Annotated in this window: 20 protein-coding genes; 4 read left to right on the forward strand and 16 right to left on the reverse strand. The window is 41.8% G+C overall.

Annotated features, from left to right (window positions below; genetic code table 11):
• Positions 1–115 precede the first annotated feature (115 nt).
• Together ltaS and H513_RS0102780 are read right to left on the reverse strand one after the other, a co-directional pair.
• Positions 116–2047 carry a lipoteichoic acid synthase gene (gene ltaS / locus H513_RS0102775; RefSeq protein ID WP_026799337.1) on the reverse strand — a complete coding sequence of 644 codons (1932 nt, stop codon included), beginning with the start codon at positions 2045–2047 and terminating at the stop codon, positions 116–118.
• 174 nt (positions 2048–2221) lie between these two features.
• Positions 2222–2467: a hypothetical protein gene (locus H513_RS0102780; RefSeq protein WP_026799338.1), complete on the reverse strand. Its 246-nt coding sequence runs from the start codon at positions 2465–2467 to the stop codon at positions 2222–2224.
• A 290-nt stretch (positions 2468–2757) separates the two neighbouring features.
• Here H513_RS0102780 and H513_RS0102790 point away from each other — a divergent pair, with 290 nt between their 5' ends.
• Positions 2758–3558, forward strand: a complete 801-nt coding sequence (locus H513_RS0102790) for an SDR family NAD(P)-dependent oxidoreductase (protein WP_026799340.1) — start codon at positions 2758–2760, stop codon at positions 3556–3558.
• Here the strand turns inward: H513_RS0102790 and uvsE are convergent.
• The 6 genes from uvsE to H513_RS0102820 form a co-directional block, all read right to left on the reverse strand.
• Complete coding sequence (gene uvsE / locus H513_RS0102795; protein WP_026799341.1) at positions 3538–4524, reverse strand: UV DNA damage repair endonuclease UvsE; 987 nt, start codon at positions 4522–4524, stop codon at positions 3538–3540. The genes H513_RS0102790 and uvsE overlap by 21 nt on opposite strands.
• A 41-nt stretch (positions 4525–4565) precedes the next feature.
• A complete protein-coding gene (locus H513_RS0102800) occupies positions 4566–4745 on the reverse strand; it encodes a YfhD family protein (RefSeq protein ID WP_026799342.1) in 180 nt (59 codons plus the stop codon).
• 100 nt (positions 4746–4845) lie between these two features.
• Positions 4846–5364, reverse strand: coding sequence for a type 1 glutamine amidotransferase domain-containing protein (locus tag H513_RS0102805; RefSeq protein ID WP_026799343.1), 519 nt, complete (start codon positions 5362–5364; stop codon positions 4846–4848).
• A 124-nt stretch (positions 5365–5488) separates the two neighbouring features.
• Positions 5489–6301: a LysM peptidoglycan-binding and 3D domain-containing protein gene (locus tag H513_RS0102810; protein WP_026799344.1), complete on the reverse strand. Its 813-nt coding sequence runs from the start codon at positions 6299–6301 to the stop codon at positions 5489–5491.
• Positions 6302–6552: 251 nt separating this feature from the next.
• Positions 6553–7422: a DUF1206 domain-containing protein gene (locus tag H513_RS0102815; RefSeq protein ID WP_026799345.1), complete on the reverse strand. Its 870-nt coding sequence runs from the start codon at positions 7420–7422 to the stop codon at positions 6553–6555.
• 113 nt (positions 7423–7535) lie between these two features.
• On the reverse strand, positions 7536–9158 hold the full coding sequence (locus tag H513_RS0102820; protein WP_026799346.1) for an ABC-F family ATP-binding cassette domain-containing protein: 1623 nt from the start codon (positions 9156–9158) through the stop codon (positions 7536–7538).
• Positions 9159–9329: 171 nt separating this feature from the next.
• On the opposite strand from H513_RS0102820, the gene H513_RS0102825 reads away from it, so the two are divergent.
• Positions 9330–10418 carry an NAD(P)/FAD-dependent oxidoreductase gene (locus H513_RS0102825; protein ID WP_026799347.1) on the forward strand — a complete coding sequence of 363 codons (1089 nt, stop codon included), beginning with the start codon at positions 9330–9332 and terminating at the stop codon, positions 10416–10418.
• 43 nt (positions 10419–10461) lie between these two features.
• Here H513_RS0102825 and H513_RS0102830 read toward each other — a convergent pair whose 3' ends face one another.
• From H513_RS0102830 to H513_RS0102840, 3 genes are all read right to left on the reverse strand, one after another.
• Positions 10462–10665 (reverse strand): cold-shock protein, encoded by a 204-nt coding sequence (locus tag H513_RS0102830; protein WP_026799348.1) that lies wholly within the window; start codon positions 10663–10665, stop codon positions 10462–10464.
• Positions 10666–10937: 272 nt separating this feature from the next.
• Positions 10938–12731 (reverse strand): M3 family oligoendopeptidase, encoded by a 1794-nt coding sequence (locus tag H513_RS0102835; protein ID WP_026799349.1) that lies wholly within the window; start codon positions 12729–12731, stop codon positions 10938–10940.
• Between the two features lie 159 nt (positions 12732–12890).
• Complete coding sequence (locus tag H513_RS0102840; RefSeq protein WP_026799350.1) at positions 12891–13670, reverse strand: DUF4397 domain-containing protein; 780 nt, start codon at positions 13668–13670, stop codon at positions 12891–12893.
• Positions 13671–13867: 197 nt separating this feature from the next.
• Between H513_RS0102840 and H513_RS0102845 the strand changes: the two genes are divergently transcribed.
• Positions 13868–14584: a SurA N-terminal domain-containing protein gene (locus tag H513_RS0102845; protein ID WP_197057407.1), complete on the forward strand. Its 717-nt coding sequence runs from the start codon at positions 13868–13870 to the stop codon at positions 14582–14584.
• 55 nt (positions 14585–14639) lie between these two features.
• On the opposite strand, the gene H513_RS0102850 is transcribed toward H513_RS0102845, so the two are convergent.
• Together H513_RS0102850 and H513_RS0102855 are read right to left on the reverse strand one after the other, a co-directional pair.
• Complete coding sequence (locus H513_RS0102850; RefSeq protein WP_026799352.1) at positions 14640–18215, reverse strand: dynamin family protein; 3576 nt, start codon at positions 18213–18215, stop codon at positions 14640–14642.
• Positions 18216–18232: 17 nt separating this feature from the next.
• Positions 18233–19174, reverse strand: coding sequence for a MerR family transcriptional regulator (locus H513_RS0102855; protein WP_026799353.1), 942 nt, complete (start codon positions 19172–19174; stop codon positions 18233–18235).
• Positions 19175–19358: 184 nt separating this feature from the next.
• Between H513_RS0102855 and H513_RS0102860 the strand changes: the two genes are divergently transcribed.
• Entirely contained in the window at positions 19359–20453 is a 1095-nt protein-coding gene (locus H513_RS0102860; RefSeq protein WP_026799354.1) for a tyrosine-type recombinase/integrase, read from the forward strand.
• A gap of 104 nt (positions 20454–20557) precedes the next feature.
• Here the strand turns inward: H513_RS0102860 and H513_RS0102865 are convergent, their stop codons facing one another.
• The 3 genes from H513_RS0102865 to H513_RS21100 all read right to left on the reverse strand — a co-directional run bounded on the left by H513_RS0102865 (position 20558) and on the right by H513_RS21100 (position 22888).
• Positions 20558–22039 (reverse strand): catalase, encoded by a 1482-nt coding sequence (locus tag H513_RS0102865; protein ID WP_026799355.1) that lies wholly within the window; start codon positions 22037–22039, stop codon positions 20558–20560.
• Positions 22040–22252: 213 nt separating this feature from the next.
• Positions 22253–22693 carry a hypothetical protein gene (locus H513_RS0102870; protein WP_026799356.1) on the reverse strand — a complete coding sequence of 147 codons (441 nt, stop codon included), beginning with the start codon at positions 22691–22693 and terminating at the stop codon, positions 22253–22255.
• Positions 22694–22696: 3 nt separating this feature from the next.
• Entirely contained in the window at positions 22697–22888 is a 192-nt protein-coding gene (locus H513_RS21100) for a helix-turn-helix transcriptional regulator (RefSeq protein ID WP_036769890.1), read from the reverse strand.
• Between the last annotated feature and the right edge of the window lie 444 nt (positions 22889–23332).

The raw sequence follows: 23332 nt of genomic DNA on the forward strand, positions 1-23332 counted from the left end.
TAACAGAAATCGTATGGCCTGTCTGTTACATAAAGAGGCTGTTAAAAGCTAGATGCAGCTGCAGGTCTTTCCTGCCACAATAAAGCCCCTCGCATGTATGCGAAGGGCTCTTAGTTTACCTATTTAAATAATCGTAGTCATTTGGATTAACAGCTTCGAAGTTGCTAGGTTGATAGAATCGCAATAAATCGCCGTAAACGACTTCATCTGATAGCTCTAACTCTTTTTGAGCGATCTCGTTAACTGCTTCGCAATTATCCATCTCAACTTCTTCACCATGTGGGTTGGAGTAACACTTATCTCCAATCTTCGAGAATTCCGGTGTAATCACATTCCCATTTCGTAATGGAACAATCTCATTGTGTTCTTCTGAGAATAGGTCAGTACCGAAGGAGATATATTCATCCGTCTCGATTCCTAACATGTGTAATACAGTTGGTCTCAAATCGATTTGACCACCATAGGTGCTGTTGATTTGCTGATCGAAGTTTTCACCTGGTACGTGGATGAATAATGGTACACGTTGCAATTGTGCACTTTGATAATCGTTTACTTCCTTACCAATAATCTCACTCATCGCACGGTCGTGGTTCTCAGAAATGCCATAGTGGTCTCCATAAAGCACAAAGACTGAGTCTTCGTAGAGTCCAGATTCTTTCATTTGATTGAAGAATTGTTCAAGTGCTTCATCAAAGTAATGCGCCGTTTGGAAATAGTGATCGACTGTACTATCACCAGTTGACGCAGCCGGGAACGATTGATCTTTCTCTGGCATTGTAAATGGATAGTGGTGCGTTAGGGTAATGAATTTCGCCATGAACGGTTGTTCCATCTCTTCCATGTATGGCATAGATTGCTCGAACCAAGGCTTATCCATCAACCCATAGTTGTGTGAATTATCTTCAGTTACATCATAGTACGTTTCATCGAAGAAATTGTCATATCCAAGTGATTTGTACATAACATCTCGGTTCCAGAACGTCTTATTATTCCCGTGAAATACAGATGTTGTATACCCATTCTGGGATAAGATTGCTGGTTGACCTTGATACGTGTTTTGTGCCTTCGTGCTGAAGACAGAACCTTGCGGTAGGGCGTACATTGAATTAGCTAACAAGAATTCTGAGTCAGACGTTTTACCTTGACCAGTCTGATGGAAGAAGTTCTCAAAGTAAACGGTACTCTTATCTTTCATCAAGCTATTTAGGAAAGGTGTAACTTCTTGCCCTTCTAACTCATAGTTCATTAAGAAGCTTTGGAAAGACTCCATGGATACATACACCACGTTCTTACCTTCCGCAATCCCAAACATGTCTTCATTTGGTGCAGCGTGGTTGGCTTCTGTATAGTCTAGAACTTCTTGGATGTCGCTTTCTTCAGCCATTACACGCTGTGTAGAAGCTTTCGTGCTCTGTACAACATCGTAAATCGTGTAATTGTAAACGCCGATGTATTTAACCAAGTAGTTTCGGTCAAATGTACGCTGCAATAGGTCCGGGCGGTCTCCTTCAGCAATAGCTAGGTTTACAAAGAAGACAGCAACACCTAGTACACCGACTCCGACAGCCGCGAAGCGATTCACTTTATTCGTTTCTTTCTTAACCAACTTCAAGAAGAAGAAGCTTAGAATTACAATAAAATCTACAAAGTATAGAATATCGACTGAATTCATCAATGAACCAGCGCTTCCACCTAAGTCTCCGAAGTTCTTCGTCTGCATTAGCACTGGAAGGGTAATAAAGTCATTAAAGAATCGATAGTACACAACGTTTGCATACAGGACAAAGGATAGCAAGAAGTCTATGATTACGAATGCCCAAAAGCGACTTCTCGTTTTCTTGAACAACAGGGCAAAAGCAAAGAAGAATATAGCTGAACTTAATGGGTTTAAGAACAGTAGAAACTCTTGAATGCCGTTATCAATACCTAACTTAAATTCATTTCGATAAACAAGGTAGGTTTTCCCCCAGAATAACAATACTAGTAAAGTGTAAATTGTAAATTTCATATTTAAGAAGTTTTTAAAACCTTCTTTTCCTTTCATCATGCAGTTACCTCCTAATCTCCGACTTACTCGAAGTGAAACACATGAACTAATTATCTATTATAGCAAAAAATTACGCGTTATTAATACTAAATTTACAATCTTTATGTACAAATTAAGTCCATTTCGTACATAAAAAAGAAGGGCTTACCTTATATAACCCTTCTAGAAAGTGTATTAAACCCGTAAATCTAACAATCCATAACCTTTGTACGCTACTTTTTTCGAATGGCGGTACAGCGGTTCTGTCCGTTGGATTAGAAATTTATAGGCTTCTTGCGCAGTGTTAATTTGTGGAAGAACTACTACAAGCGCAAGTGCACCTGAAACATGCGGTGGAGCCATTGGCGTCCCACTTAACCTTGCATAGCGAACACTTGGGCACGTTTGAGACAAACTCATCTCCCGGTTCCAATCAATCACGGACACCTTCTCCCCACTTTCCCCTCTCCCTTACTTATGCCCCACAACTTCCTCGCTCTTATGGAATTCATTCCATAGGGAACGAACTCACGGATTTTTGTACGTTTCACTCTATATGAAATGAGCTTGTAGTCCATACCTTTATCCTCTAATACATAACCTGTTAGTAAAGTTGGGTTGATTGTAGAAAGTGGCCTAAGCAAAGACCTGATTAAAACGAATATCCTCATCATACAGTGTTTATGTTCTTTGAAATAAAGGAAACTTCCTAAGAAAGAGGAGGAAATAGCATGACAACGAATCGACATGATGGTGGATTAACTGGGAAGTCTGTTTTAATTACTGGAGCTACTGGAGGAATTGGACATGAAACGGCGTTGGAAATCGTTCGAGCAGGTGGAGATGTTATTCTTACAGGAAGAAATGAAGAGAAACTTAATGAACTGCGGTTGAGGTGCGAAAGAATAAATGATGGAGTACAAGTCACAACCGTTCAGGCTGATATCTTGAAAGAAGAAGACCGGGATGGAATTATGATGGCATGTAAAGATGTAAGAAACCCTGTCTTTGGAATGGTGAATAGTGCAGGGATTGCAGGCGGAGAACCGTTAGAGTCATTATCAGAAGATGAAGCAAGACTCATTATGGAGTTGAATTATTTCTCAACAGTACTACTTACTAAAGCGATTTATCCTCTCTTGAAAGAAAAGATGGAAGGATCTATTGTAAATGTCTCCTCCCTATCTGGATTGCGAGGGACTGATGCCAATACAGCCTATAGCGCCTCGAAGTTCGCTTTAATTGGATTTACACAATCTTTCGCTCATGAAGCTGCGCCTTATGGAATACGTGTCAATGCTGTCTGCCCGGGGTTTGTGGATACAGATATGGGAAGAACTGCAATTCAAAGAAAGGGCGAGCGTAATGGTCGTTCTTATGAAGAAGAGAGAGCCGTCATAGAACAAAGCATCCCTTCACAGCGAATTACAACGGCTAATGAAGTAGCGCAAACAATCCTATACCTACTCACACCAGGTTCAATGAACACCATTGGTGAAAGCATTAAAATCTCAGGAGGTGCTGTGATGTGACGGCAATCTTATGAAGTTTGCTCTTGACTGTTGTTCGTAATCCTCATGGGTCGCTAACTCATCGCAAAGTTTGAATAAGGCGTTGTCTTTTTGTTTGGCCTCCAACATGCAATGTATGACGTCCGCTGTACCTGCTGTATGTTTGGTGAATTCGTCTACCATGCTTAGATCTACGAAATCTGCATGGCTCCTATATTCTTCCTGGCTCTTAGGACTAGATAGGTGAATTTTAATTGGTAACGGCGAGTGTGACCATGTATTTACAATGCGGTTCCAATTCTCTGTCCAAGCTATGGAACCCTCATTTGCCTTGTGATGATGAAGGTCGAACACAAGGGGGATGTTAACCTTCTCACACACATATAGAAGATCTTCCACGTTGTATAGCTTATCATCATTCTCAAGCATAATCATTTGCTGTAAGCCTCTTGGAACATGAGCCCAATTAGAGATAAATTGCTCTAACGAAGCTTCTTTGCTCTCTTTCATCCCGCCTAAGTGAAGAACACAACGATGGGTTGGGTCAATCCCCATCCCCTTTAATAAGCGATAATGGTACTGAAGCACGGTGAGGCTTGCCTTGAACTTCTTCTCTTCCTTCGTATTCAAGACAACAAAGTGATCAGGATGGAAGTCTATTCTCATTCCATGTTCTTGAGCGTACGAACCCAACTCCAATAGTTCTTCTTTGATTGGCTGGATGTAATTCCACCCCTTTAGCTCTTCATGGGTGGCTAATGGGACTAACCGGGAAGATAATCGGAAGAAATCAACTTCATTCGCACGATTATGGCGCAGTAGGCGCAAGCAATTATGAAGGTTGGACTTGGCAATGCGTTCTAGCTTATGTATGGCGGCTTCTCGATCTTCCAATTTGCTAAACTGTGCATAAGTCATCGTTTGATTCGGGGATGCATTGGATAATTCATTGCTCATTGCTACGTAACCAAATCGATACAGCGTCATGGGAGTCACTCCTAAAAAAGGCAGGTCCCCCTGCCTTTCACTTATTTGCGATGGGCGCGTTCGTCTGCAGCCTTTGCTCGTTCTTGAGCTTTCAAGTCTGCATCGTCAGCAAATTCCGTCTCATACTCTACATCAATACCCTCTTCCAGAATTTCCACATCGGGTGTCTGTGAAAGGTTACGCTTGTCTTTGCCTTTGTTACGACTTTGTCCTCTAGTCATTCTCAATCCCTCCTTCCATTACCACATCCGTAGTATGAGGAGAAAATCATCATTTTATAAAAAAAACCTTCTTCATTGAAGAAGAAGAAGGTTCATAAATTTATTCGAATTTGGCGATAAAGGCACGCATATAGTCTGGTAGATCAGGTGGACGGCGACTCGACACAAGGTGACCGTCGGTAACAACGGCTTCATCTACCCAAGTTGCACCAGCATTCATCATATCATCTTTAATACCAGGCGTACTTGTGACCGTACGTCCCTTCAGGATATTCGCTGAGATGAGTACCCATCCTGCATGGCACACTTGTCCAATTGGCTTCTCAGCAGCATCCATCTCTTTCACAATCGTCAGCACGTCATCATAACGACGCAATTTATCTGGTGACCACCCTCCAGGTACGAGAAGTGCATCGTAATCTTTAGATTGTACATCAGCTAGTGCGTAGTCGGAAGTAACTGGAACACCGTACTTACCAACATACGTTTCATTCGCCTTTTCACCCACGATATGTACTTCCGCTCCTTCTTCACGAAGGCGCATAACTGGGTACCATAGTTCAAGATCTTCAAAGTCATCACTGACAAATTGTAGAACTTTCTTACCTTGTAGTTTCATTCCCTCACCTCATTATAATTAGATTCTCTTCAAGTGTAGAGGTTGAGGCACGTTCGTGCAAATATCTTCTTCAATATTTCCTGTCATGATAAAGGACACCCACTGTATGGATGCCCTTTACTTGTTATTTATAAATCGTTACTTGAACAGTCTTGCGCCCCCAGTTCAAGGCATCTGAACGATTTGGGATAAAGACGTCAATTTTGTTACCTTTAATTGCACCGCCTGTATCACCAGCAATCGCTTCCCCGTACCCTTCCACGTAAACTTTAGAACCAAGTGGAATGACGGAAGGATCTACCGCAATAACTTTTTGGTTTGGATTTGATTTCAGGTTAATCCCTGTCGCTGTAATACCAGAGCACCCGTTACAGTATGCAGTATAAGCAGTTGAACTAACTGTAATGGTTTGTTGGGCTGACTGCTGGTTATTTGATGGGCTTGTTGTTGTAGTAGTCTTCGTTGAAGTTGAAGTTGAAGCCGACGTTTTTGATACGCTTTGTTGAGTTGTAGATGCAGCTACACTCGGTGTTGAGCTCTTACCTGATACCGAAAGAAGCTGGCCAGGATAAATAAGGTCAGATGTCAGACCGTTCCAAGCCTTCAAGTTGCCAACGCTTGTTCCATAGTTCTTACTAATTCCCCATAACGTATCTCCTGATTTCACGGTATGGTTATTTGAGGTGCTCTCTGCTGCATGCGATACTTGTGTTTCTTTATTCTCAGCTGAAACGGTAAGTGTTTGTTTAGGATATATAAGATCTGAGTTTAGATGATTGAGTTGTTTTAATTCAGAAACGGTTAAACCATATTCTTTGGATATCCCCCATAGCGTATCTCCCTTATGTACGACAACTTCCTCTGCAGATGCTGACGTCACTCCAGTAGCCATTGACAACCCTGCGACCGCCGCTAAAGAAACAAGAACTTTTTTCATATGGTCACCTAACTTTCTGTAAATTTCTGTTTGTTTTACTGTAGTTAGAATAACATGGAAATTAAGATAACAAAGAACAGAACAGAGACAATTTGTTTTCAACTATAACAGGATTATGACACTACCATTACATCCGACCTAGTTCGACATACTTTTCACTAGGTCATAAGTCTGTTTATGAAGCATTCTAATCTACTCCTGCCCATTAAAAAAACGCACGGTCTAAGCCGTGCGCTTCTTAAGCGAATACTCTATGAAAGTGTGAGGTGTTTGTTCTTGCCTTTCATAATTTGAAAGATTCCGTAACAAGCTAGACCAATTGCAACCAAGCCTAGTAACCATTGTCCGAACGGTTGGCTGGCAATCTTCCCGAGAGCTGCATCGAGACCTTGAGCATTTTGAGCGTTTGAGGTCACGGCGGTTACAATAAAGAAATAGCCGATAATAGCCAATACGATTCCTCGAGCTGTTAAACCAAGCTTTCCAGTCTTGGTGACAATACGCTTCTCATGATCATTCATCTCACTTAGCTTGAAATCTTTCGTGAATTTCTCTTTCATTCCTTTGTAAATCTGAGCAAGTGCATACACGATAACGCCTACACCGATTATTCCAATGACCCATTGTCCGAAAGGTTGTGAAAGAAGCTTCGCAATGACTGTCTGCTTAGACCCGCCAGAACCAGAACTTCCAGACGACCCAGCAGAAGAAGCGATTGAAATAGCTTTAAAGGTTAAGAATGTATAGATACCAGCACTAACTAAGTATCCAATTCTTGCCCCAATGCCACTTCCATCCTTTCCTTTATGTTCTGGGTCTTGTACAGCTTGGATGATTCTCCATACCACATACCCAATCAGTCCAACAGCTACAATCCACAGTAACGCGTTTCCAAACGGTTGACTAGCAACAGTAGCAAAGACCCCTTGTGTATCCGATGTCTTTCCGCCACCTACTCCTAATGCGGCTAATAAGGACAGAATACCGAGCAATGTATAAACGAAACCTTTAGCCATGTAGCCAAAGCGTGCAAATCCTCTTACCCAAGGCTTCACTGAATTTGAGGCTTGTTCTCCTGTCTGCTTAGCTTTTTGTTTCGTTCTGTTCACAGTGGTATCCATAACGCTCACTCCTTTATGATTGATTACTGGATAAATTCCCACATATGTGACAGAGAAAACTATAACAATAAAAAAACCTTGCCAGAAATAACTGGCAAGGTTCGTCCTATCACTTAGTTTGCTTGATGTAGAGCTTTGATTTGCTGCTCAACATTCGCATCATTGACAAATTCATCGTACGTCATATATTTGTCTACGACACCGTTCGGAGTAATCTCCATAATGCGGTTCGCAATTGTATTAATAAATTCATGGTCATGAGAAGCAAAGATCATGGACCCTTTATAGTTAATAAGTCCATTGTTAAGCGCTGTGATGGACTCTAAATCAAGGTGGTTCGTTGGTTCATCCATCATAAGGATATTCGCACCGCTAAGCATCATTTTAGATAGCATACAGCGTACTTTCTCTCCTCCAGAAAGAACGTTAGACTTCTTCTTCGCTTCTTCACCAGAGAAGAGCATACGTCCAAGGAAGGAACGAAGGAATGTCTCAGTCTGGTCTTCAGGAGAATATTGGCGTAACCAATCAATAAGGCTTAGGTCGTTATCAAAGTACTCTGAGTTATCTTTCGGGAAGTACTCCTGAGAAGTCGTAACACCCCACTTAAAGGTACCCTCATCTGGTTCCATGTTGCCCGCTAATATTTCAAACAATGCAGTCTTGGACTGTTCATGTTCCCCTACAAGGGCAATTTTATCGTCTTTATTCATCGTGAAGGTTAAGTTGTCGAGCACTTTCACCCCATCGATTGTCTTCGTAAGATTCTCAACGAATAGAACATCGTTCCCAATCTCACGGTTAGGCTTGAAGTTGATATAAGGATAACGACGAGATGAAGGTTGAATATCATCTAACGTAATTTTATCCAAGAGCTTCTTACGAGATGTCGCTTGCTTGGATTTTGATTTGTTCGCACTAAAGCGCTCGATGAATTCTTTCAACTCTTTTACTTTGTCTTCTTTCTTCTTGTTCTCTTCTTGAGCCATCTTCTGAGCAAGTTGAGAAGACTCATACCAGAAATCGTAGTTACCTACGTAGATCTGAATCTTACCAAAGTCAAGGTCTGCAATGTGCGTACATACGTTGTTTAAGAAGTGACGGTCGTGGGAAACAACGATAACAGTACCTTCGAAATTAATAAGGAATTCTTCTAGCCATTGGATGGCTTTAATATCAAGTCCGTTTGTAGGCTCATCCAGAAGAAGGACATCTGGCTGACCAAATAGAGCTTGTGCCAATAACACTTTTACTTTTTGAGGCTCTGTTAATTCGTCCATTCTCTTCTCATGCAACGATTCTGGTACACCCAAGCCTGAAAGTAAGCGGGATGCATCTGATTCAGCTTCCCAACCATTCATTTCAGCAAATTCAGCTTCCAATTCAGCAGCACGCATACCGTCCTCTTCAGAGAAATCCGGCTTCATATAAATTTGATCTTTCTCAGCCATTACTTCAAATAGACGCTTGTGCCCCATCATAACAACTTGAAGCACCTGCTCTTCTTCATAAGCAAAGTGATCCTGCTTTAAGACAGCCATACGTTGGTCTGATTTAAGTGAAACATCACCTGTTTGTGATTCAAGTTCACCAGATAATATTTTTAGGAATGTAGATTTACCTGCACCGTTTGCTCCGATTAATCCGTAGCAATTACCCGGTGTGAATTTAATATTAACGTCTTCAAACAATTTACGATCACCAAATCGTAAACTTACGTTATTTACATTTAGCATAGTGATGGAATCCTCCAGTACTTATAAGTTACCACTTGGATTATATCATTGTACCAGATGAATAGATAGGGGTGTAAAGGGAGATGTCGAAATTCCTATCCTTTCGTTTTGAAAGGAAGGTATTGTTTGATACGATAAGTGAAGGAAATTCGCATATAGAGAGGAATACACATGAAAAAACTATTATTGGTAGGTGCGGGTCATGCGCACCTACATATTATAAAAGAATTCGAACAAGCGCCCTATGAGGACCTAGAGGTTACCTTACTCTCTCCCTCACGCTATCAATACTATTCGGGAATGTTCTCAGGTTATACAGAAGGAGTCTATAAAGAAGAAGAGATTCGCGTAGATATTGAAGCACTAAGCGAACGAACTGGAGTTAAATGGTACAAGGAAGCAGTGGTATCGGTAGACGCCGTACAAAAGATTGCCTTATCAGATACAGGTTCTTTGCATGAGTATGACGCCGTATCGTTTGATATCGGCTCGTTAACCGCTCACACGTCCGTTAAAGGTGTTCAACAACACGCGTTACGAATCAAACCAAACTATCACTTCCCTGATGCGTTAGAACGGTTGCAACAAAGTAAGGCGCCTGTTGTCATTGGCGGAGGTGCTGCCGGTACAGAGATTGCCCTAAACCTTCAAGCATATCGAATGAAACATAACATTCAAAAGCCTGTACAGCTGCTTTCATCGAGTGACCGATTATTACCAAGCCAGACTGAGCAAGTCTCCGCTCATATTGAAAAGATTGTAGAGCACGCAGGCATTGAGCTTCACCTCGGGGAGAAGGTAACGGAAATGAACAGTATGAAAGTGTACACAAATACACAAGCCTACCCATATAAAGATGCGTTATGGTTAGCTGGGCCACGCGCCCCTGAATTGTTCAGACTTTCAAAGTTGCCAACAGATGATCAAAATTATTTACTAGTTGAATCCACGCTGCAGGTAAAGGACCATCCATCCGTCTTTGGTGCAGGTGATTGCATTTCTCTACGGGACTACCCTGACCTTGAGAAGAACGGCGTATTTGCAGTGAGACAAGCGCCTGTTCTATGGAAGAATATCCTAGGGTTCTTATATGAGAAAGATGGCGAGCATTTCATCCCTCAAACTAGGTATTTATCCATCTTATCTACAGGGGATCAGAAAGGGTTCCTGATGTATGGGAAATGGCACCTTCATACAGGTTGGGCATGGAAATTGAAACATCGAATTGATTCGAAATTCATCGCTAGATATCAGGACTAATGAAAAGAGGGTGACCTATCATAGGCCACCCTCTTTCTCACGTTTATTTGGCGTACATGCTATTGTTTTCAACAACTTGAAGCTCTTTTACACTGGTAGACATATCACTTCCACAAATCGGACAAGTAGGCTGTTCCTGCGTCTTGAAGTTGTCTCTCATCCAAGCATTACAGTCTTCAGATACGCATTCCCAGATTTTTAAATCCTCTCGTTTAACCTCTTCTGTGTTCTTCTTACCAAAAGCCATAATGAAGAGCCTCCCTTAGCATCATAAATATAAAAAAAGCTACAGAGTAGCTTCACAACCACTCTCATAGATGTAATAAAGAATCACATACTATAAAAAGGAACGTTGTATACATGCATCGTAAGCCTTTTTATAATATGTGATGTTGTGCGTAAACATTTATTTTACTAAAATATATTCAATACAGTAAATATCTTACACTATAACATTGATTAAGTCAAGTCAACCATGTTATATGGGGGTGGAAGTTCCCCTCCACCCCTATATCTTGATTAATTTGTAAGTTCGATAAATTCTTCTACATCCTTAACACAAAGTTGAATGGCTGCTTCCCAGAATTCAGATTGTTGTAAATCTACATTTAAGTGTTTCTTAGCTAAGTCCTCCACGCTCATACGCCCCGTATCCCGCAATAAGGAAATGTAGTTCTGTTCGAATTCCTCTCCGGATTTAAGCGCTTCAGCATAAATTCCTAAGCTGAACAAATAACCAAATGTGTACGGGAAGTTGTAGAATGGCACTCCAGTAATATGGAAGTGAAGCTTAGACGCCCAAAACTCAGGCTCGTATTCACTTAGTGCGTTTTGGTAAGCTTCTTGTTGAGCTTCCTCCATTAACTGATTAAGGCGTTCAGCTGGTACAAATCCTTCTTTACGCTCCTCATAAAAACGAGTTTCAAATAGGAAACGCGCATGTATGTTCATAAAGAAGGCTACACTTCTCTGCAGCTTATCTTCAAGAAGGGCGATTTTCTCTTCCTTCGATGATGCTTCTTTCACAGACGCATCGGCTACAATCATCTCTGCAAAGGTAGATGCGGTCTCCGCAACGTTCATCGCATAGCTTTGATTCATGTACTCCATATCATCCATTACATACTGGTGGAACGCATGTCCAAGTTCATGCGCTAACGTCGATACATTAGATGGAGTGCCGGAATAGGTCATGAAGATTCGTGTTTGCTTGCTGTCATTGAAGCTTGTGCAGAACCCACCTGGTCGCTTACCAGCGCGGTCCTCCGCTTCAATCCATTTCTCATTGAAGGCTTTTTGAGCAAATTCAGCCATCTGTGGTCCAAATCGATTGAAGTGTTTCACGATAAAGTCTGCGCCTTCGTCGTAGGATACCGTCGATTGACTTGACGCAATCGGTGCATCCTGATCGTACCAAGCTAATCGTTCTACACCTAGCAAATTAGCTTTCCGGTCTAGATATTTCACGAAATGATGCTTTTGATTTTCGATTGCTTTCCACATGGTATCGAGGGTTTCTTGACTCATTCGATTTAACTGGAGCGGTTCTTTCAACGTTTCTTTCCATCCACGATGCTTGTACTTTTGCAAGCGGAAACCTGCCAGGTGATTTAACGTTTCACTCGTTAAATCTTCTTGGTCTTTCCACGCTTTCTGCAACTTATAGTGGACATCTTCTCGCACGTCTCGGTTCGTGTCACTTAGCTTGTTGGAAGCTTGACCGAACGATAACGTTTTTTCTTCCCCATCTTCTTCAATAGTGATAGAAATCTTGGCAACGATGCGATCATAAAGATCTTCCCACGCATGATATCCATCTACGCTAAGGTCGTTAATTAACGTTTCTTGTTCTAAAGGTAGCTTCTCCTTGCCTTGGGTACGCATTTCATCTAGAACGAACTGCACCCTTTCAAAGAATGGTTGCTGAAGGATTTCATTCCACACGTCATCCGCGATCCTCGTAACTTTTTGTTCTAGTAACGTTGTCACGTTCTGAATTTCTGCAAATTGCTGGCTGATCTTAGACTGCAGGAGCTGTGCCTTCTTATCACTGACATCCTGTGAGACTAGGCAAGCTATAAAGGATCCACTTTCACTTACTTCCATATAGACAGTTTGTAAGAGTTGCAAGATTTCTTCAAACTCTTTGGAATCAGAAGCTTGTTCAGGGACAACAAATGCGGTCACCTTCTCATTTAGTGTATGTACATTCAACTGAAGCTTGTCCAAATAAGCTGCAAACTCTTTCGATTCACTTCCTCCTGGAAAGATGGAATCTAAGTCCCATTTCATTGAGTACGTTGTATTTGACATGCAATCTCCCCTTTCTCACTAAGTATATAAAATTTTCTGTCATTTTTCCATGCGTTGCTGCTAAATTGTAACCATAAGAAAGCGCCCAAAGAGATTCTTAGGACGCTTGTGTTCGATGAATGCGTTAGGATTACAAATCTTTCATTTCGTAATAGAACATTAAATAAACGTTGCTTCTAACGATGGAGTTCCATTTAAATACCCGATTGCCACGGCATTGTATACTTCTCCTGCTTTCAGTCGTACATCAGGTACTGTAAGGACCACTTGCTTCGAACCAGCTGGACGAACTTCTAGATCCACTTTTGTTGGTGGGAGGGTGATATAGTCCGTTGATTCTTTAAACCCAACATTGCTAAAGAGAACGTCTCCACCTTTAACAGCAATATCTACTCTAGGTGCATCGGGTGACAAGTGAGTAAACCTAACTTTCGCTTTGCCTTGCTCTCCATTAACATCATCCGGAATCGTGAGCAAGCTAATGTCTTCAACGTTTCCAACTGCAGCGACTGTAAAGGCACCTCCACCTGGTACACGCACTGACTCAGTAATGACAGCACTGATTTGACCAGTTGGCTTCACTTCAATTCGATAGTCGCCAGCTGGTAAATCGACATAATCACTAATCTGACCAAAGCTTACGTTCCTTAAGACCATTTGACCATTAATATAAACGTCAACAGCCGGAGCGTTTGGTGAAGCATGGAAGACCCTCACCTTTGATGTGCTCATTCGATTGTATGGTTGCTGTCCGTAACCGGAACCTTGTACATGCCCCATTCCCCCATGATGATGCATATGGGCAAGCTGTTGCACGCATTCCACATACTTCATGTAGTAGTGGCAATGCATCCTCGGATCCATAAACTTATAGTAATCTGCCAGCATTTCGTATTTAGCGGCTTGCAGAACGATGTACTCTTCTTGATTATAACTCACTTTTTCACTTCCTTTACATGGGAGTTCCTCTCATCTACATGCCTATGTCTTTCCTCACAGTTTCATGTCAACAGCTTCTTTGTCTCCTATAATTATCCTTAACCTGTTTCGAAAAGCCTGTTTACCTACTAGCATCAAGTATGATAAAGTCTCTTCGAAAGATTTATTAACGAGATAAGGGAGATGTTTCTTTGACTATGAAAAGGAAATTTCTAACGATTGTATCCGGATCGGTACTTGCAATTGGGATAGCAGGTTGCTCCACTTCTGGAGAAGAAGATAAAGATGCTGCTGCACAGGTAGGTAGCGAGACAATCGCTATGGAAGATTTCAATACTAAATATGAAGATACAGTCAAAAGCTACGAAAAACAAGGTATGGAATTGAACGAAGACCAGAAAGAACAGGTTAAGACTGCAACGCTTGAACAAATGATTAGTCAAGAAGTTGTAGAGCAAGAAATCAAGAAGCAAGAAATTAAAGTTACAGATGAAGACGTTCAAAAACGTATTGATGAACAGCCACAAGAAGTAATCGACAATACGATGGAACAGCAAGATTTAACAATGGATGAATTGAAGAAGAACTTGAAAGAGCAAATGAAATACGACAAATTCTTCAAAGCTAACACAGATGAAGTAACTGTAAGTGACGAAGAGCTGAAATCCGAGTACGACAAGCTCGTTGAGAAAGCTAAAAGCACTCAGTCCAAAGAAAGTAAAGAATCAAAAGAAGGCGAAAATGAAACATCGAACATCCCTTCTTTCGATGAGTATAAAGAGACATTAAAGCAACAACTTGTAACTCAGAAAGAACGTGAGCAATCTACAAAATATGTAGAAGAGCTTAAGAAAGATTACGAAATTGAAAAGAATGTAGCATCAGAAAATGATGATCAAAAAGAAAATGCATAACGAAGAAGAAGGCTGGAGCCATTGCTCCAGCCTTCTTTCATACATAGGGAGATTGTTAAACATTATGTCGTACGTCATTCAAGAGTTGAGACCAATGCTCGTAGGACCCTTCGTCCTTGAGGGCTTCAATCAATCCGTCATAATACAATTGTATGGATTGAACAACATTTCCTTTCGTTTCTTCAATAAGTGTTCTCCACTCTCTAGCAAAGTGATTGTACACATGTGCGAGTTCTTCATTTATATAGGTAGAAGCCCACTCATCATACACCCTTTCAACCACATCTCGCATCTTGTCACGACCTTTTCCTTCAAAGAAAGCTTTGGTCGATTTGAATAGTTGCAGGGCCTCTTCAAAGTCACCGACGTTCAACTGTTCAAACGGAGTGCTGACATCGATTGAGGAGCATGTATGGTCTGGTAATTCCGGTAAGGTTAAACTCCTTCCGTGCTCCCGCAACGCCTCCCCAAAATCTTCAAGCCACTCTTCACCCTTTTCTAGAAGGAATCGCTCCATTCTTAAAGAAACGACTCTCATCTCTTGCATCATATCGTTTTGCATCAGTTCCATTACACGTTCCATAGATTCACGAAGCTGCTCTCTACCACCCTTCCCATTGTCCGTAATGGCACCAGGATGAAATTCTTCCTTAATGAAATCGTGCAATCGAAGGAGAACACGCTGTTTCACATAGAATAGCTGCTTCTCAATCTTTTGTTGAAGAGCTGATTCATAACGTTCAATTGCGCTCATCTGTGTTAAATCAATGCGCTCAAGCTTTTCTTCTTGCAGTTGCTGCTGATAGTCTTGTCGCTCTTCTTGATTTAATGAGACAGCTTGAACATAATCCTCAAGCGTACTGCGAACGCGCTTCATAAGATGATTTGCACTATGCACAAGTACATAGGCAAGCTCATGTTCAATGAATTGGTAGAAGTTCTTCTCGAATTCTGGTATTCCTGAGTGAACGCGCCTCTTATCATCCATCCCATCCCGACTACTGACTCCATAGATTCGTGGAAGGCGAATCCCATAGGATTGAAGTTGATCTCGCAAGTAACCTGTCACAAGAGAGCGTTCTTCGTCATCTTTGGCAAGGTCTACAGCATTAAGCAAGAAGAACATCTTGTCCATGCTAAAGGCGTCTTTAACCCTCCCCAATTGGATAAGGAATTCTCGGTCGGCTCGTGAAAATGCATGGTTGTAATAGGTTACGAATAGAATGGCATCCGCCTCTTTCATATATTGAAACGAGACTTCTGTGTGTCTTGCATTCACAGAATCAGCACCAGGCGTATCTACAAGTGTGATTCCTCTTCGAGTGAACGAACAATCCACATATAACTCCACCCACTCCACAAAGCATGAACGTTCTTCAGTTGACACATAGCTTGAGAAGTCTTCATAAGGAATGGTGGTAACAGACCCTAGAGCGGAACTAGAAGATTCAAAGCCCGCTACAACAGCTCGGATAAAGGAATAACGCTTTTGTTCAAGTTGTTGTTCTAGCTCACTCATCCTATTGCTTACAAATTTAACTAGAGCGGGTAAACTATCTGGCTCGTTCCCTAATGCAGGCAATGCTTGTAACAAGTCATCAAACAGTTCACGAGGTGATTTAAATTTCACTCTAACCGTTCGATGAGGCCTATTTTCGGTTGGGGGACAGATTTTGTTAATTGTCGCTGTCGTAGGATTAGGAGAGACGGGTAAGACTCCTTCCTCAAGCAAGGCATTGGCAAAGGAAGACTTCCCAGCCGAGAATGCCCCAAATAACGCAACCGTATAGCTTCGTTCTTCAATGGTGCTCCTTTTTGCGCGCATCTCCTCTACAAACTCCTGGAAATTTGGTTCATCCGAGAGAAGGCGCTCCAATTCAGTCAACGCGTTAATCGTCTGCTGAACATCGACCTCCTCTGTACGTTCCTTTGTTTCCACGTCATGTGCATCCTTTGTCTCATCTGAAATAGTATCTGTCATCGTGTCCCATGAACGTATGTCCACCTTGGCTTCTCGTTCGTTGAGAGCGGCTTGAAGGGCTTGTGTTGCTTCACTCGTTACCGCACTAGAGTCCGAAAGTCTCTGTTTCTTGTCCTCAAGAGATCTCAAGATTTCATCTCTGCGGTCTTTCCATTCATTTCGCTTATTTAACCGTTCCATGGATGAGAATAAATCATTTTTCTTTGATTCATTTCGCTCTTCTATGATGGTCTCGATTCTCTTCCACTCATTCAATGCTTGATTTCTAAACACGGCACGCAAGTCTTCTAGTACATCTTCTGAGTACTGGAGCACGTAAGAACCATTTACGAGTGCACCTGATTTAATCGAAGTGCGGAGTCGCTCTATAGGGTAGTCAGCCTCAATAGACTGTAAACGTTGGAGTGCTTCATCTCCTACCACCCCGTACTCTCTAGCCGTTTCCACAAGAACGTTCTGTAACGGCCACTGCAGATTCGCTTCAACCTTTTTCATAAGAGACGAATAAAATTCCTGACTTCGTTTCTCTCTCGCTTCTCTTGTTTTAGCCTTTGAAAAGAGTAGGCCGACCTTGAAATCAGGCTGTTCGGCTTCAAGGAAAGCTTTAGCGAGCTCGCGAATGTCGTGGGACATAACATAAGCATTCGATAAAGTTCTTTGGAGTTTCTCTTTCACTTCTTGTTGTGACTGCTGTGGCTCTGCCTCTAGCCTCTTCCATTCCTGGTCTAACTCGTCTTCTCGGTCCTCATCATGGCTCTTAGACAAGTCGTACTCAATGCGCTCCAGTTCATCCTGATAGGTTGCTTCGTAACTACGAAGCTCTTCCTCAATTAAGTGAGTCAGCGCGTGCTGTACTGTCTTCTCAACAGTGGAGCTACTCTGCTGTGACATTTGTCCTTCCACCCATTGCTGCAATGTTCGGAGTTCATTATGAGGGTGGTCCTTGTCTTTTAAAGAGATATAGAATATTCGGTTGATGGTAATGCCCCAGTCTTTCAGAGACTCCTTTACACTTCTTCTAAAGCGGCTAAATGTAATTTCCTCTTCTTTATGTTTATCAATCTGATTTATGACAATTGCCAACTCTTTGCCTTGCTCCGAAAGTTTCCTTAAAAAGCCGAGGTTGACTTCTGATTGTACGTGGTTATAATCCATGACATAGACCACCGTGTCCATCATATGTAGAGAAGACTCTGTAATGACTTGATCTGCATCGTTTGAAGAGTCAACACCTGGCGTGTCAAGCAAGGCTACTCCTTCTGGGAGAGGCGTGTCAGATTGCACGAGTTCAATGGAGTGTATCGTGCTCCCTTCTTTCGCAAGCTCTTGGATGCGCGCATGTTCGTATTCTCCTTGGAATTCGATTGCCTCTCCGTCCCCACTATATATACGTACAATGTTCTCCTCGCCTTTCTGTATCTTTACCAAGTTAGCGCTCGTTGGTATAGGACTTGTCGGTAAGATGGCGTCTCCCATAAGTGTGTTGATTAATGATGACTTACCAGCAGAGAAGTGACCGGCGAAACCTATCATGAGCAGATTGTCTTGTACCTTCTTATAAAGGTCAACCAGCTTACGACGTTGCATGGGCGCCTCGTGGTAATAAAAGGCTAATTGTTCTTGTAATTTAAGCTGCTTTATTTCTTTCATGGCACGTACCCCTTTGTCTACGCATGACCTCCTAAATAATGAGAAAGAGCATCAAATAGGATGTCATTCCGTTCTTTTCCTTTCTTATGTGCAAGTTGATCATATTGAGTTAACATATTCCTTGTTATGTTAACTTTCACTTCTACTTCATCACTCGTCAACTGGTAACCGCCTGTTACAGGTATAAGCTGCCCACTTATAATCGAGCGCTGAAGTAGACGATACTCATCTTCCAATAATTCTAACAATCCCTGCCTACATTTTACAAAATAATCGCCCCATTGTTGTTCGAAAATTTGTATATTTTTTGCGCCGAGTTGTCGAATCATTTTGAATAGTGCGTGATATGTTGGGTGGTTTGGGTGTCGAGGCATCGGGAAGCTGAAGTTTACATAACCTTTTTCTCGTAAATAAGGTTTGTTGTTTTCCATTAAATTACTTTTATACTCTTCTGGTTCTACTATTTCCCCGGTTTCCGTCATCGCTCTCAAAGGAGCAAGGTCGACAATCCGCGCCATGACGCCGTTTATAACAGCCTCTTCAAAAATATGAGCTTCTCGCGAAATTAGTTGCATCTTCCGCCCATGTTCCCCCATCCGATTCGCCACAGCGTCGTTATTTTTCTCGCTTCGATATCGCTCAATTTCTTCCAATTTAACTAGTCTCCTCTTCTGGTTCCCAATTGTCTGAGTGAAGCTCGCAATTTCCCCTTTTCCGATCAGGGTTAATACATACTCAGGTGTAAGTTTGAGATGTTGTGCTGTTTCCTTCACAGTTAGCCCCTTCAAAGTAAGTGATTCCTCCAGCTCTTTCACATCTTCCTCACGAAAACGGAACCCACCATCACGTTTCGGGTGCTGCTGATTTACAGGAGTGAGCCATCCTTTTTCCATAAGATAGCGGACTTGTCTGTTACTTTTATGTAAGCGATGTGCCACTTGATCGATTGATAAATACAAGAATATAACCTCCAAAATTATAAGATATACCCTATTGTAACAACAAATCTTATATATATGTAAACAAATCTAGACTAATAATGAATTTTTCTAGGTTTATTTACATTCTGTATGGTAAGATAGGGAAATAGAAGATTAGTAGTTTGTCATTAATTTGTCTAACTGTGACAGGAGGTACATAGACATGGAATTAACATTTTCGACAACGTCCATCACCTTGCCGACTGATGTCGATTGGTATGACGCGACACTTTACCAACAAATCCAACAGCACGGGTTCCGACATGTTGATTGGGACCGTCTTTCGGATGAGTGGTTGCTTTATATTTACTTACATGACGAGCCGACACTTGGCAGTAAACGGAAGGAGTCAACGCTGAAGGAGTATTTCCGCGACATTCGAGACTTCCTCCTCTTCGTTCGAGACCTCGCCCCGTCGGTACGCTCCCTACACCATGAAGAAGTATCTGCCTATCAAGGGCATCTAGAGGCGCGCGGCTACAAGCCTACGACACTTCGTAGGAAGACGACGGTCATTCATTCATTTCTTCGCTTCCTTCATCGACGTGGAATTATAGAAGAAGATCTAACAGCAAGCATGAAGCGAATCGCCGTTAAGAAAGAGTCTCTTGTGAACCGAGATTTCTACGAAGAAGAAGTTCAGGCGCTGCTCGACTACTTCAAAGAGCACGATTACTTCATGTACACATTGTTGTATACACTTGTCTCAACGGGCCTACGGATACAAGAACTAGCATCAGCGAAATGGTCAGGCATCTACTACCAGCCAGACGTAGACCTACATTTTATTACGGTATTTGGGAAGAGGGATAAGCTTCGGGAGGTTCCGTTATTTGAGGAAGTGTTTCAGGTTATACGAGAATTCCGCAACCGACGCGGGTTGTCATTAGACTTGTCAAAGGACACGGAATCTGCATTATTCCCTAAGCCAAACGGTGCTCATTATCACTTTAAATACTTGTCTAACGAATTCTCAAAGAACATGTATCAGTTGAAGGATACCTTCTCTTTTATTGCGAAGCGAATCCAGTTAGAAGAAGCAACAAGACAAGAAGGAAAGCCAATCAAGTATCGGATCACCCCTCATACCTGCCGCCACTATACAGCTGCTTATTACCTTTCGAAGGGCGCGGATTTAAAGGCAATTCAAGACTTGTTGGATCACGATTCCTCACAGACAACGGACCAGTATCTAAGGCGTACGCGTAAATTCTCTGAACATGCTGCGGTTAAGATCGGTGGACAATTCATGAAATGACGCGCAATAAAATAAGCGGACCTCGTGTAAGGTCCGCTTAGTAATTTGTTTACATAATATAATTATAGTAAATAATCCACCTCAATGAGGTGGATTAAAACTTATTATTGAACAGATTGGCCTACGAATTGTTCGAGGTCAATGTTGGCTTTCTCGGCAAGTTGTTTACCAAGCTCTTCATCTGCATAATAGAAGTTTGCAATAGCGCGACCTACGATATTGCGGTCTTCAATCCCATCAAAATCACCCATTAAGTTCCGGAATAACTGATCTTTCTGGTCCTGACTAAAGCTACGATAAATACGACCAGCCTGACCATAGTGATTAACCTTATCAATCAGCTGACGGTCCGCTTCCCCTTCGATTGGGTAAGATGGGTTTTGATAACCTTTAGCCTCTCCTGGTTCGCCTTGTCCGCTATTCGGTTCATAGTTAACGTGACGAATGCCAGAGTTCGAGTTCATAAACCCTTCTTGTTGGTAGTTATTCACTTCAACTTTAGGTTTATTGATTGGCAGATTCAAATAGTTTGGCCCGACGCGGTGGCGCTGAGTATCAGAATAAGAGAATAAACGCCCTTGTAACATCTTATCCTCTGAAGGCATCATACCCGGAACGAGTACGCCTGGATTGAAACTAACTTGCTCCGTCTCTTCAAAGAAGTTATCCACGTTACGATTTAGAGTCATCGTTCCAACGTGTTCCCAAGGTACATCCTCCTCCAACCAATCTTTCGTAGCATCTAGAGGGTTAAAGTCAAAGGAATCAAGTTCTTCAGGACGTAACACCTGAATGTAAAGGTCCCACTCTGGGTACTCTCCCTTTTCGATGGCATTGTATAAATCAACGGTTGCATGGTTAAAGCTTTCCCCTTGTACTTTTTGAGCTTCATCCATGGATAGGTTCTTTATGCCTTCTTTCGGTTGCCAGCGTTGTTTCACGTAGAAAATTTCATTATTTTCGTTATACCATTTGAAGGCATGCACGCTTGAACCACGCATCTGACGGTAGTTTGCTGGAATCCCTTCATCTGTAAACAAATGAAGCATCATGTTTGTGCTTTCTGGAGACAGGGACATGAAATCCCAATAGCGAGCAGGGTCTTGCACGTTCGTAACAGGGTCTGGCTTCAAGGAATGAATGACGTCTGGGAATTTAATCGCATCTCTAATAAAGAATACAGGCAACGTGTTCCCTACGAAATCATAGTTCCCTTCTTCTGTATAAAATTTAACAGAGAACCCACGTGGGTCTCGCGCAGTCTCAGGCGAGTGTTTCCCGTGAATAACAGTTGAGAAACGCGCGAATAAAGGCGTTTCTTTCCCTTCTTCTGATAGGAAATCTGCAGTCGTATATTTTTTCATGCTATTCTTTGTTTTGAAAACACCGTGTGCCCCCATACCACGAGCATGTACGACACGTTCAGGAATACGTTCGCGGTCGAAGTGAGCAATCTTTTCAAGTAGCTGATAATCTTCTAATAACGTCGGACCGTTTGGACCAGCAGTACGAGAGTTTTGGTTATCTGAGATCGGCACTCCTTGATTCGTTGTGAGTTTGCGATTTTGTTTGTTTTCTTCGTTCATTTACATCTCTCTCCTTCTCCATATAATCGCCTCGGAATGTACACCGAAGTTGGAATATGTAATGTATTCCTCTATGGTCAGCAGTTCCCTCAGGGTATGGGAGATAAACTAATTTTTAACGTTTTTAATTTAAAACTAATTGTTAACGAACGATGTTTACATAATATAATTACAGAAAACAAATAGAGCCCGCAACTCAATGCGGGCTCACCTTTATAAGTCTTTATTCTTTCTATAAGAGAAATAGAGCGATACCCACTGAGCAAGAAAGACCCCTATCCCGAGCAATAAACTATAGACGATAAGGTGTTCTTCGTGAGGCGAAGAGGAAAGAAAGACAGTTGCCAAATAAAATAAGACACTTGTTACGAGTGCCTGCACGGCAAAGAACGTTGCTTTTTTGTTCAGTTGCGATTTTGTATACACATCATGATGTTCCATTCCAGAGAGTGTGTACCGAAGTAATCCATAACTCATAAATACAATGATGCTTACTTTCTGTACAGAACCAAGATACTCGCTCTCACCCAGTACCAACATAAGCCCGATACTCGTTACAAAACTTAGTACCCCCGCCTCAGCTAAAATTGTAAGAAACAAACTTCTCTTTCGTTCGTCATTCGACAACAGAACAGACAACCATGTTCTTTCCATCCCTTACCCCTCCCAAAATAATTGATCTAACGTTCGGTCTAAAGATTTGGCAATTGCAATACATAATTGAAGGCTTGGATTATAGCTGCCTTTCTCAATAAGTCCGATGGTCTGTCTTGTTGCTCCAACCCTCTTACCCAATTGAGCTTGGGTTAAATTTTTCTCTACTCTAGCGATTCTCATTCGATTATTCATATTATCACCAACTGAGACATATATAATTTACATTATGTAATATATATATTACTCGAACAAAAATGATTTGTTAATTTATTCTAGTTTACATAATAAAGTTATAATAAACATCCATTCATTCAACTTCTTTATTTACATAAACGCATTATCGTGCTAAACTATTTTTGAAATATTCAAACGGTTATGACGAAGAGAAATTTAAGCGTTGGTACTTGCAGAGAGCCGATGGGTGGTGAGAATCGGTAGACCAAGCTTGAGTTGAGCACTTCTAAACTGGTCGCTGAATGTTAGTAGGTTGACCCGGTCCGCGTCCGTTATCCGTAAAGAGCGCCATAGATGGCGCACAATGAGGGTGGTACCGCGTTCAAACGCCCCTCGCTATGATGATTCATGGCGAGGGGCGTTTTTTGTACGCTCCCCTTCTGAATCGAACAAAGGAGGAAT

Origin of the sequence: Pontibacillus halophilus JSM 076056 = DSM 19796 (assembly GCF_000425205.1) — a bacterium.
Lineage (GTDB): Bacteria > Bacillota > Bacilli > Bacillales > BH030062 > Pontibacillus_A > Pontibacillus_A halophilus.